Annotated in this window: 12 protein-coding genes; 3 read left to right on the top strand and 9 right to left on the bottom strand. The window is 72.3% G+C overall.

Annotation, left to right across the window (positions count from 1 at the left end; all coding sequences use genetic code 11):
* Positions 1–251 precede the first annotated feature (251 nt).
* From rraA to PV721_RS36125, 4 genes are all read right to left on the bottom strand, one after another.
* Positions 252–731 carry a ribonuclease E activity regulator RraA gene (gene rraA / locus PV721_RS36110; protein ID WP_319731934.1) on the bottom strand — a complete coding sequence of 160 codons (480 nt, stop codon included), beginning with the start codon at positions 729–731 and terminating at the stop codon, positions 252–254.
* Between the two features lie 162 nt (positions 732–893).
* Positions 894–1,160: a GlsB/YeaQ/YmgE family stress response membrane protein gene (locus tag PV721_RS36115; protein ID WP_319731936.1), complete on the bottom strand. Its 267-nt coding sequence runs from the start codon at positions 1,158–1,160 to the stop codon at positions 894–896.
* A gap of 137 nt (positions 1,161–1,297) precedes the next feature.
* A complete protein-coding gene (locus PV721_RS36120; protein WP_319731938.1) occupies positions 1,298–2,191 on the bottom strand; it encodes a DMT family transporter in 894 nt (297 codons plus the stop codon).
* Positions 2,188–3,084: a phosphatase PAP2 family protein gene (locus PV721_RS36125; RefSeq protein WP_319731940.1), complete on the bottom strand. Its 897-nt coding sequence runs from the start codon at positions 3,082–3,084 to the stop codon at positions 2,188–2,190. The genes PV721_RS36120 and PV721_RS36125 overlap by 4 nt, the downstream gene beginning before the upstream one ends.
* A 151-nt stretch (positions 3,085–3,235) precedes the next feature.
* Here PV721_RS36125 and PV721_RS36130 point away from each other — a divergent pair, with 151 nt between their 5' ends.
* Entirely contained in the window at positions 3,236–3,865 is a 630-nt protein-coding gene (locus PV721_RS36130) for a TetR/AcrR family transcriptional regulator (RefSeq protein ID WP_319731942.1), read from the top strand.
* A 155-nt stretch (positions 3,866–4,020) separates the two neighbouring features.
* On the opposite strand, the gene PV721_RS36135 is transcribed toward PV721_RS36130, so the two are convergent.
* Together PV721_RS36135 and PV721_RS36140 are read right to left on the bottom strand one after the other, a co-directional pair.
* Positions 4,021–4,569, bottom strand: coding sequence for a TerD family protein (locus tag PV721_RS36135; protein ID WP_319731944.1), 549 nt, complete (start codon positions 4,567–4,569; stop codon positions 4,021–4,023).
* Positions 4,570–4,657: 88 nt separating this feature from the next.
* Positions 4,658–5,773, bottom strand: coding sequence for a hypothetical protein (locus PV721_RS36140; RefSeq protein ID WP_319731946.1), 1,116 nt, complete (start codon positions 5,771–5,773; stop codon positions 4,658–4,660).
* 217 nt (positions 5,774–5,990) lie between these two features.
* Between PV721_RS36140 and PV721_RS36145 the strand changes: the two genes are divergently transcribed.
* On the top strand, positions 5,991–6,806 hold the full coding sequence (locus PV721_RS36145; RefSeq protein ID WP_319731948.1) for a glutamate ABC transporter substrate-binding protein: 816 nt from the start codon (positions 5,991–5,993) through the stop codon (positions 6,804–6,806).
* Positions 6,807–6,855: 49 nt separating this feature from the next.
* Here PV721_RS36145 and PV721_RS36150 read toward each other — a convergent pair whose 3' ends face one another.
* Entirely contained in the window at positions 6,856–7,422 is a 567-nt protein-coding gene (locus PV721_RS36150; RefSeq protein WP_319731950.1) for a DJ-1/PfpI family protein, read from the bottom strand.
* Positions 7,423–7,640: 218 nt separating this feature from the next.
* Between PV721_RS36150 and PV721_RS36155 the strand changes: the two genes are divergently transcribed.
* Positions 7,641–8,459 carry an endonuclease I family protein gene (locus tag PV721_RS36155; protein WP_319731952.1) on the top strand — a complete coding sequence of 273 codons (819 nt, stop codon included), beginning with the start codon at positions 7,641–7,643 and terminating at the stop codon, positions 8,457–8,459.
* A 53-nt stretch (positions 8,460–8,512) separates the two neighbouring features.
* Here the strand turns inward: PV721_RS36155 and PV721_RS36160 are convergent, their stop codons facing one another.
* Both PV721_RS36160 and PV721_RS36165 read right to left on the bottom strand, forming a co-directional pair.
* Positions 8,513–9,139, bottom strand: coding sequence for a hypothetical protein (locus tag PV721_RS36160; RefSeq protein WP_319731954.1), 627 nt, complete (start codon positions 9,137–9,139; stop codon positions 8,513–8,515).
* A gap of 128 nt (positions 9,140–9,267) precedes the next feature.
* Positions 9,268–10,696, bottom strand: a 1,429-nt coding sequence (locus tag PV721_RS36165) for a glycoside hydrolase family 20 protein (protein ID WP_319731956.1), incomplete at its 5' end; no start/stop codon positions are given.

Consider the following 10,696-nt stretch of genomic DNA (forward strand, 5'->3'; position numbering starts at 1 on the left):
TTTTTTTTTTTTTTTTATTGGTGTTACCATTGTTTTATACTATTTACTTTGTGCTACGGGTTTTATTTTATTAAGAGACGGGCCGGGGTGAGGCCGTGCGCCGCGGGGCCCGCGGCGGCCAGGGTGCCGGCGGCCAGCGCGATGGCGCCGAGCAGGCCCGTGATCCTGTGTCGTCTCATGGACCCGCAGTGAAACCCGGGCCGGCCCGGCCGTGCCAGGGCCGGTGCGCGGACCCTGGCCTGTTCTCGACCTCAGCCGCGCAGGACGACCACGCCGTCGTCGTCCGCGTGGACCGTGTCCCCGGGGCGGAAGGTGACGTCCCCGATGGTGACGGGCTCGTCCACCGCACCGTCGCCGGTCTTGCCGCTCTTGCGCGGGACCGTGCCCAACGCCTTGATGCCGAGGTCGAGCCCGCCGAGGGCGACGCTGTCGCGGACCGAGCCGTTGATGATCAGGCCCGCCCAGCCGTTGCTCTCGGCCGCGCCGGCGAGGAGATCGCCGACCAGGGCGGTCCGGGGCGAGCCGCCGCCGTCCACGACGAGCACGGCGCCCTCGCCCGGTGTGTGGACGAGGGAGCGCAGCAGGGCGTTGTCCTCGTGGCAGCGGACGGTCCGTACGGGACCGGCGAACAGGCGGCGGCCGCCGAACTGGCGGAACGCGGTGGCGCAGATGCCGAGGGATTCGCCGTACTCGTCGTACAGGTCGGCCGTGGGGACGGGGGTGACGCTCATGTCGGACCGGTTTCCTCGCTGCTCGTTCTCGTACATCGCGTGGTCCGGCCAGGGTAGTGGGGCCGTCGTCCGACGCGGCGAGGGGTACCGTGCCTGGCCCGAACCCGTACATCGGCCGGAACCTGACGGGTCGTGGTGCGGGTGCCGGCCCGCGGAGCCGGGTCAGTCCCGGGAGTTGCCGAACAGGATGCGGTAGCCGATGAGCAGGACCAGCGAGCCCGCGATGGCGGAGCCCCAGGTCGCCAGGTCGAAGAACTCCGTCTGGACCGGCTTGTCCAGGACCTTCGCCGAGAGCCAGCCGCCGATGAAGGCGCCGGCGACGCCGATGAGGGTCGTGCCGATGAGGCCGCCGGGGTCCCGGCCGGGCAACAGGACCTTGGCTATGCCGCCGGCCAGCAGTCCCAGGATGATCCAGCTGACGATCCCCATGCCCAGTCACTCCGCTTCGGTGGTTCGGTCGTTCGGTGCTTCGGTCGTTCGGCCGCCGCCCGGTCGTTCCTGCGCCCGGACGTTCACCGACGTTCACCAGGGAGGACGCGACCGTGGCCGAAACGGTTCTCTCCGGCTCAGACCGCCACGCGGCCGACGGGATCGGCGGCGGCCGGAGCCACGTCGGGCACCGCCCGAGGCGCAACCGCCCCGGTGGAGGGCGTCCGGGTCAGCAGGACCACCCCGCGGGCCGCCAGCAGGGCTCCGGCCGCGGCCAGCAGCATCCCGGGCGCTCCGCCCTGGAGGCGTTCGCCGAGCAGGACCATGCCGATGGCGGCCGCGGCGAGCGGGTTGGCCAGGTTCACCACGGCGAGCGGGGCGCCGAGTCCGCCGCGGTAGGCCCGCTGCGACAGCAGCATCCCGCCGACCGCGAAGAACACGACGAGCAGGGCCACCGCGACGACCCGGAAGCTGAGCAGGGCGCCGCCGCGGCCGCCCGCCACGGCCACGGTCTGGGTCAGCGCGGAGGCCGCCGCGGAGGCCAGCCCGGAGGCCGTCGCGTGCCGCAGCCCCGAGCGCGGGTCCTTGGACGCGGTCAGGGCCAGGATCACGGCGGCCGTCGCCCCGGAGACGGCCAGCGCCTCGGCCAGGGTGAGGGTGTCGTCGGGTGCCGGCCCGGAGGCCGGGAGGAGCAGCAGGCCGAGTCCGGCGACGGTGGCCAGGGTGCCCCGCCATTCGGAGGCGGCCACCCGGCGTCCGGCCCGGCGCGCGCCCAGTGGGACGGCGGCGACCAGGGTGAGCGCTCCGAGCGGCTGCACCAGGGTGAGGGGGCCGTACCGCAGGGCGGCCGCGTGCAGGAGAGCGGCGGACGCGTTCAGCCCGGCAGACCACCACCAGGCGCCGGAGCCCATGAGGGCCTTGGCGCTGCGCGCGACGGCAGCGCGGGCGAGGCGCTCCTGGGCGACGGCGCCGGCCGCGTAGGCCACGGCCGAGGCGAGGCAGAGCGCGAGGGCGAGAACGGTGTCGTTCACTGCCCGGCCCCTACGGCGGCCGCGGCGCCCTGCCGGTCCGGAAGCCCTCGTACGGCGGCGTCCGCACTACGCTCCGCGTCCGCGTCGGCCTCCGCACCCGGGTCGGGGCCGGGGCCGGAGCCGGGACCGCTCGTGCGCGGCCTCGGGACCAGCAGCAGGGCCGCGCCGAGCAGAGCCGCGGCCACGACCGCGTCGAGCCAGTAGTGGTTGGCCGTGCCGACTATCACCAGCAGGGTCAGCAGCGGGTGCAGCAGCCACAGCAGGCGCCACCGGGAAGGTGCTTTCCCGCCCGGGGACTTGGCGCGGGTGGCGGCGATCACGCCGAGCGCGAGCATCAGCGCCCAGCCGAAGTGCAGCGAGGGCATCGCGGCGAACTGGTTGGCCAGGGTGTCGGCGTCGGGCGCAGCCCGGTAGACGGTGGGCCCGTAGACCTGCCCGGTGTCGACGAGCTGCGCGGCTTCGAGCATCCGCGGGGGCGCGAGCGGGTAGGCGAGGTGCAGGACGAGGGCGGCTGCGGTGAGCACGGCCAGGACCCGGCGGGTCCACAGGTAGTGCGCGGGGCGGCGGATGTAGAGCCAGATCAGGAAGAGCGCGGTCGCGGGGAAGTGGACGACCGCGTAGTAGGTGTTCGCGGTGTGCACGAGGGCGTCCCCGTGCAGCAGCAGCCGCTGGACCGCGCCTTCACCGGGCAGGCGCAGGGTCCGCTCGGCGTCCCATATTCGCTCCGCGTTGCGGAAGGCCTCCTCGGTGCGGTCCGTCGAGAGCAGCCGGCCGGCCTTGTACACGATGAAGAAACCGGCGACGAGCAGCAGCTCGCGTATGAGGCGACGGCGTGCGGCTCTCGGTCCGGCTGGCCCGGCCTCCGGCCCGGCAGGTGTGGTGTGGGAGGTCATCCCCCGGTCTCTCTTCCTGTTTGCGCGCACTGCGACACGCCAGTGTATCGATACATTGGCGTATCGATACGCTGGTGTACCGATACGGTCGCGTTCCCGTACACTTTCGTAGTGGAACCGCCACCGAGGAGCCCCGAGGAGAGCCGCAGCCATGACGTCCACGCCGACCCCCGCGCGCCGCTCCAAGATCACCCCGGAGCGGGAGCAGGAGTTCTACGACGCCGTCCTGGAGCAGCTGCGCGAGCACGGCTACGAGGCGCTGACCATGGAGGGCGTCGCCGCCCGGGCCAGCTGCGGCAAGTCCACGCTCTACCGCCAGTGGAAGACCAAGCCCCAGCTCGTCGCCGCCGCCCTGCGCGCCGGCCGGCGCGGCACCCTCGTCGCGGTGGACACCGGGACGCTGGCGGGCGACCTGCGCGAGGCGGCCCGGATCGCGGCCGGCACCTCCGGGCGGGACACCCGGCTGATGCAGGCCCTCGGACACGCCGTGCTCAGCGACGAGGAACTCCAGGCCGCCCTGCGCGAGGCGCTGGTCGAGCCCGAGCTCGCCGCGTTCGACGTGATGGTGCGGCGGGCCGTGGCGCGCGGCGAGATCGCCGCGGACCATCCGGCCGTCGAGTTCCTGCCGGCCCAGCTGATGGGCGTGCTCCGGATCCGGCCGGTGCTGGAAGGACGGTACGCGGACGCCGACTACCTGGTCCGGTTCGTCGACGCGGTCATGCTCCCGTCCCTGGGCCTCGCACCTTCCCCCGCCCGGCCCCCGGCCGGACGGACCCCCTGAACCGGCGGGCCGCCGTCCCGATGACCTGACGGCGACCCGCCCGCGCTGCCTCGTGGGGACGGCGGCAGCGCGCCACCCGGACCGGGCGGCGGCCACTCACTCGAGGAGTGGCCCCCGCCCGGTCTGGGCGGCACCGCACCCCCCGGCGGTCGTGTTCAGCGGATACCTCCCATGACCCGGGCGAACTCCTCCGGATCGGTGTCGAACCCGCGCAGGCACACCTCGAACGACCAGGCGCCCGACGCATCGCGGGTGAACTCGGCGACGGTCGCCGCGGTGGCGGAGGGAACGGACGCGAAGTCGCTCTGGGCGAGGTCGGTGTGGCCCTCGCGGATCCGGAACCCCGTGCCGGCGATGTCGGCGAAGGTCTTCGCGCGACCCGCGGCGCCCGTGTCCGCGCCCACGCTCTGGATGACCACGCCGACCACCACCCGGCGCAGGTCGGACCCCATCCGGTCCAGCTCGAACGTCATCACCTCGTCGAAGCCGAAGCCCTGGCCGGTCTGGCTCTCCCGGTTCAGGGTGATGGTGCCGTCGGGCGACCGGCTGCCGAAGTGGACCAGCTGGGCCGGCGTGCCGTGGAGGTCCGAGGCGCCGTAGACCGCGGCGACTATGTCGAGGTCGCTCGCGGGCGTGCCCGCAGGGCTGGGGTCCCACCGCAGCGCGAACTCCACCTTGGCCAGACCCTTGCGTACACCAGTCACCGAACTCCCCCTTCGTTCACCAGGACTTGCCCCCGCATGATCCCACGGGTCCCCGCGGCGATCCGAAGGACCGTACGTTCCCGGCCGGTTACCAGTCGCCGTCCTGTACGGGTTTGCCCGGCCTGGGGGCGCTCCCGAGCGGCTCGACCTGGCCGGGTGAGGGCTCCTCCCACGGGGTGTGGTCGTCGCCGAGCCACTCCCCCACCGGCTTGATCCCGCTCAGGGCGTCGCCCGGCGCGAGGTCGGCGGCGGACTCGTCGTAGTAGTCGAACCAGGGCAGTCCGGCCCGGGTGTACGCGGCCCGGTCGACGGGCGAGGGCGGGGCGTCCTCCCCGGTGACACGGCGCCACGCGGGCGGGGGCACGAGGTGGACGAAGACCCGCCCGGCCGGCTCCCGGGCCCAGTCGGACAGCGGCCGCTCGTCCCGGTAGACCTCCTGGTGCATGGAGCCGCCGACGCCGAGCCCCATCGCCGGAGCCGCGGGCGGCCCCGCCCTGCCCACAGGACGGGGCGCGCCGGGAGCCGCGCCCGGCTGCGCCGCCATCGGCGCGGGCACCGGGCCGCCGTGGCCCGCGAAGCCGATGGAGCCCGTGGAGCCCGGGGCGGGCGGAGCCCCGTAGAACCCTTCGCCGGCGGCCGGCCGCGGTGGCGCCGGGCGCGTCCGCTCGGCCCGGCGCCACCGCGCCGGCGCCGCCGCCCCGAGCGGGAAGGCCTGGAGCTGGACGCCGCCGGTGGTCTCCTCGCCGGTGACCTGCCCCTCGACGGTGGCTCCGAGCCCCAGCGGTACGGCGACGAACTGGCGCACCGTCCCCTCGCCGGAGTTGATCCCGTCCAGCCACGGCTGCCGGGGCAGCACCACGTAGTTCTGCGGGTCGCGCGCCAGGCTTCCCGTCCAGCGCTCGCCGGAGACGGCGCACACCTTGCCGACCCCGACCTGGAGAGCGGCGGGCTCGCGGGTCCCGCCGAAGCTGAGCCACATCGCTTCGCGCAGGTACACGGGCAGCATCACACCGCCCTTCGCCAGCCACTCGGGCGGCACCGTGTCGGGGTGGTCCTCCACCCGTCGCAGCGGGAACTCCCCCAGCCCCGGCGGCAGTGCGTGGGTGCCCGACTCGGGGAGCCTCAAGGTCCGGATGAACCTGATATGCACCCCTTCGCCCAGGACCAGTGCGTTCCCGTCCACGCGTACGGACCCTGCCCCCATGCCCGCCCCCTTCTCCCGCTCCGGCCCGGTTCAACCACAGGATCTGCGGCTGAACCGGATCGTTATCCTCAAGTTTCGCTCAAATCTAGTGACGCTGTGCCCGCCGGCTTCCTAGCTTCCTCGTACACACGTCTCGACGTCACCCACGTTTCCGCGGTTCCACACGCCCCGGCGATCCCGGTGGCGCATCCCGCGTTTCCTCAGGAAAGAGTGCAGCATGAAGGTTCCCCAGGCCGGTGCGGTCGCCGCAGTGATCGCCATCGCCCTGACCGCCTCCGGGTGCGTCTTCGGCGGGGACGAGGACCAGGGGACCCTCTCCATCGGCATCAAGTTCGACCAGCCGGGCATCGGCATGCGGGAGACCGGCGGCACCTTCTCCGGCTTCGACGTGGACGTCGCCACCTACGTGGCCAAGGAGCTCGGCTACAAGGCGGACCGCATCGAGTTCAAGCAGGTCCTCAGCAACGACCGCGAGCTGCTCCTCCAGTACAACGAGGTGAAGTTCGTCGTCGCGAGCTACTCGATCAACGAGAAGCGCAAGGAGAAGGTCGACTTCGCCGGCCCGTACTTCGTCGCGCACCAGGACCTGATGACCCGCGCCGACGACACCTCCATCAACAAGGCCGAGGACCTCAACGCGAAGACGATGTGCTCGGTGACCGGCTCCACCTCGGCCGAGAACCTCAAGAAGAACCTCGCCCCCAAGGCTGCCCTGCTGGAGCTCGGCAGCTATTCGGACTGCGTCGTCGCCCTTCAGGAGAGCCGTGTCGACGCCATGACCACGGACAACGCCATCCTGGCCGGGTACGCCGCCCGCAAGGGCAACGAGCGCAAGTTCAAGCTGACGGGCCTGAGCCTCAGCAGCGAGAACTACGGCATCGGCGTCAAGAAGGGCAACAAGGATCTCCAGCGCAAGATCAACGACGCGCTGAAGAAGATGGTCCAGGACGGCTCCTGGGAGGCGGCCGTGAAGAAGAACTTCGGCCCGAACTACAAGTACGAGCCCGCTCCGGCGATCACCCCCGTCGGCTGACGACAGCCGGGGCGGGGCCGTTCCCCCGCCCCGCCCCCGGCCCCGGCGGTCAGACCACCGGGGCCTTGCTGCGCAGTACGGTCAGGAACTCCCTCATCCACCGCGAGTGGTCGGGCCAGGCCCGCGCCGAAACCAGGGTGCCGTCGACCACGGTCTCGGAGTCCTCGAACTCGGCCCCGGCCGCCTTCATGTCCAGTTCCAGCGCCGGATACGCGGTCACGCGGCGGCCGGTCAGGCCCCCGGCCGCGGCGGTGATGAGCGGGCCGTGGCAGATCTGGGCGATCGGCTTGTCGGCCTCGGCGAAGGCCGCCAGGATGCGCCGCACCTCGGGATCGTTGCGCAGGTACTCCGGCGCCCGGCCGCCCGGGACCACCAGGGCCGCGTAGTCCTCCGTGACCACCTCCGTGAAGGCCAGGTCGGCCGGCCAGGTGTATCCGGGCTTCTCGGTGTAGGTGTCGAAGCCCTCCTCGAAGTCGTGGACCACGAACCGCAGCTTCTTCACCTGCGGCGCCGCGATGTGGACCTCGTACCCCTCCTCGCGCAGGCGCTGGTACGGATACAGGACCTCCAGCGATTCGGCCGCGTCGCCGGTCACGATGAGGATCTTCACTGCCATGGGCTGCTCCAGATAGGGCTGGTCATGGTCGGTCCGGCCCCGCCCGGGGCCACCGCTACCCTGCCCGCGGCGGACAGCCTGCACACACGAAGATCCCCCACTACCGACACGTGGTTTTCACCTGTTCGGCACATGACAATGTGACCCTCGCTCTGCCACTGACACTCCGCCAATTCCCCGGGCGGGGACGGTGCGTATGGAGAGGTACCCCCCACCCGATGAGAATCTCGCGCCTGACCCCCTGGGCGGCCGCCCTCGCCGCCGCCGCCCTGTTCGCCGTACCGGCGGCCGCGTCCGCCGGCCAGCAGCGCACGGCCGCTCCCGAGAACCCGACGGCCGCCGCGGCGGACCCGTACGCGGACTACTACGCGAGCGCCCAGGGCAAGACCGGGGCCGCGCTGAAGACCGCCCTGCACGACATCATCAAGAACCAGTCCAAGGTGACCTACGACGGGGTGTGGAACGCCCTGAAGGTCACCGACCAGGACCCGGCGAACCCGAACAACGTCATCCTCGTCTACTCGGGCCGCTCCCAGTCCAAGGCCACGAACGGCGGCGGGGTCAACGACTGGAACCGCGAGCACGTCTGGGCCAAGAGCCACGGCGACTTCGGCACCGCCACCGGCCCGGGCACCGACCTGCACCACCTGCGCCCGGAGGACGTGACCGTCAACAGCACCCGGGGCAACAAGGACTTCGACAAGGGCGGCAGCCCCGTCAGCGAGGCCCCCGGCAGCCTGACCGACGCCGACTCCTTCGAGCCGCGCGACGCGGTCAAGGGCGACGTGGCCCGGATGCTGCTCTACATGGCCGTCCGCTACGACGGCGACGACGGCTTCGCGGACCTGGAGATGAACGACAAGGTCAACAACGGCTCGGCACCGCTCTTCGGCCGGATCAGCCTGCTGAAGCAGTGGAACCAGATGGACCCGCCGGACGCCTTCGAGCAGCGCCGCAACCAGGTCATATTCGACACCTACCAGCACAACCGCAACCCGTTCATCGACCACCCGGAGTGGGTCAGCTCCATCTGGTGACCCGGTGCGGCCGCCGTCACGGCGGCCGCCCCGTCCGGTGGCGGCCGGACGGCCTACGGGAGGTAGACCTCGTCGAGGGTGTCGATCGCCCCGTCGGCGCCCAGGTGGTAGCGGAACGGCAGCCCGGAGTCGGGGTGGGCGACCACCCAGTCGACGAGCTGCTGGACGCTGATCTTCTTGGGCGCCGAGCCTTCGACGACCGGGGCGGTGGCGGTGATCTCGGCGTGGTCCGCGAGCGGGAGGGCGGTCTCCTTGCCCACCGGCTCGAAGTACGTCCCCTCCCCGTCGGGAGTGCAGCCCCAGTTCCCGTGATGGACGATCAGATGGTGCGCGGCCCCCTCGGGCGTGTACCGGCGGACGGCGATCAGGTCGGGCGCGATCGGCATCTTGTGGTCGCAGGCGGCACCGGACGCGGAGGCGGCGGAGGTGGGCTTCTTCGCGGGCGTGCCGGACGCCGTGGCCTTCGCGGGCGACTTCGACGCCGAGGGCGTCGCGGCGGTGGCGGAGGAGGCGGCAGAGGCCGTGGCCGTGGCCGACGAGCCGGTCGGGCCTGCCCCGGAAGCGGTAGGGCCCGCGCCGTCACCGCCCTGGCAGGCCGCGAGCCCCAGCATCCCGCACACCGCGAGGGCGGCCAGTCCGCCCCGTCCGCGAGCCCGTCTCCGGCTGCGCACCACTCTCATGTCGTCTCCCTTTTGCCACGTCGAAGCGGAGCGTCAACGTAGCGCCGGGATCAGGCCGGAACGATGGCCGAAAGTCGTTCGTCACCGGCCCGGTGTCGGACCGTTGCAGATCGCGGACCCCTCCCCGCTCAGAGCCGCTCGGCGAGGGCCTGGAAGCCGGTCCAGGGCTGCTGGGGTGCGCGCGGGTCCCAGACCTTCTGGGAGAGCGCGGCCAGCGGCAGCCGGATGCCCTCCGCCACCTGGGCCTGGGTCTGGGCGCCGGCAAGGTCGGCCCAGACCGCGAGGCGCGCGCCCTGGATCTGGTTCCCGTACGAGGCCGGGACGGCGGTGGTGCCCCGCAGGACCAGCGGGGTCCACTCCTCGTAGATCCGCCGGCCGGTGGGGTAGGTGAACTGGTTCGGCTCGCCGAGCACGTAGTACAGGTACTCGTCGTTGAGGTTCACCAGCTTGCGGCCCTCGCGCAGGTACTCCAGCGGCGGCCGGGCGCCGATCTCCTTGCCGGTCCAGTACTCGACCTGGATGTCCTTGGCCGCGCTCGTCATGCCGCCCGCGAAGAAGCCGTCGTTCCACGCCTTCAGCGCCTTGCCCGACGGGCGGACCACGTCGGCGCGGTCGTTGAGCCAGCCCGTGGCCAGGTCCTGCACGCGCGCGCCGGACCCGTACCGCTGCTGCGCCGCGCGGGCGAGCTGCGGGAAGGAGGTCTGCGGGTCCCGGTAGACCAGCGCCTGGTACTCGTCGGCGCCCAGGTGCCAGGCTCCGCCGGGGAACAGCGGCTGGTACTCGCGCAGGAGTTCGTCGATGAGCTTCGCGGCCGCCGGGTTGGATATGTCCACCGCTCCCTTGACCGCCCTGCCCTGTACGTCGCGCAGTTGCAGGTCGGGGTGGGCTCGCAGCACCGCGCCGAGGTGTCCGGGCGAGTCGATCTCGGGGACGACGCTGATGTGCAGCCGGGCGGCGAGCGCCGTGATCTCGCGGACCTGCGCCTTGGTGAGGTGCGGATCGGAGACGATCTCGGGGTGGGTGTCGGACTGGATGCGGAAGGCCTGGTCGTCGGAGAAGTGCAGGCCGAGCTGGTTGAGTTTGAGGTCGGCCATCTCGCGCAGCCGGTCCTCTATCCAGTCGGGGGTGAAGTGCTTGCGCGCTATGTCGAGGTTGAGGCCGCGCTGGGGCTTGGCCGGGGCGTCGTTCACCGTGCCCTCGGGGGCCGAACCGGCACTCTTCACCGCCTGTTTGAGGGTGCGGGTCCCGTAGAAGACCCCGGCCTCGTCGGGTCCCTTGATCCGGACCGTGCCGTCCTTGACGGTGAGGGTGTACGACTCGGGCTTGCCCGCGCCCTCCAGGGAGAGCTCCACGTCGCCGGCGCGCGGCGCCGCGGAGTCGCCGTACTTGAGGCCCAGTTCCCCGGCGAGCAGCCGGGCCTCGTCGGACAGCGCGGCCGTGTCGCCCTGCGCGACGACCACGCGGGCCTCGGGGGCGGGCTTCCAGCCGGGTCCGCGTGCGGGCACGTGCTCCCGTACGGCGGGGATGGTGCGCGGGGCGGTGGACAGCGGGTAGGAC

Origin of the sequence: Streptomyces sp. MB09-01, assembly GCF_033794505.1 — a bacterium.
Taxonomy (GTDB): domain Bacteria; phylum Actinomycetota; class Actinomycetes; order Streptomycetales; family Streptomycetaceae; genus Streptomyces.

Bases quoted from the DNA above. Each gene is read 5' to 3' on its own strand.
- rraA (WP_319731934.1), bottom strand. From the start codon at position 731: ATGAGCGTCACCCCCGTCCCCACGGCCGACCTGTACGACGAGTACGGC.
- PV721_RS36115 (WP_319731936.1), bottom strand. From the start codon at position 1,160: ATGGGGATCGTCAGCTGGATCATCCTGGGACTGCTGGCCGGCGGCATA.
- PV721_RS36125 (WP_319731940.1), bottom strand. From the start codon at position 3,084: ATGACCTCCCACACCACACCTGCCGGGCCGGAGGCCGGGCCAGCCGGA.
- PV721_RS36130 (WP_319731942.1), top strand. From the start codon at position 3,236: ATGACGTCCACGCCGACCCCCGCGCGCCGCTCCAAGATCACCCCGGAG.
- PV721_RS36140 (WP_319731946.1), bottom strand. From the start codon at position 5,773: ATGGGGGCAGGGTCCGTACGCGTGGACGGGAACGCACTGGTCCTGGGC.
- PV721_RS36145 (WP_319731948.1), top strand. From the start codon at position 5,991: ATGAAGGTTCCCCAGGCCGGTGCGGTCGCCGCAGTGATCGCCATCGCC.
- PV721_RS36150 (WP_319731950.1), bottom strand. From the start codon at position 7,422: ATGGCAGTGAAGATCCTCATCGTGACCGGCGACGCGGCCGAATCGCTG.
- PV721_RS36155 (WP_319731952.1), top strand. From the start codon at position 7,641: ATGAGAATCTCGCGCCTGACCCCCTGGGCGGCCGCCCTCGCCGCCGCC.
- PV721_RS36160 (WP_319731954.1), bottom strand. From the start codon at position 9,139: ATGAGAGTGGTGCGCAGCCGGAGACGGGCTCGCGGACGGGGCGGACTG.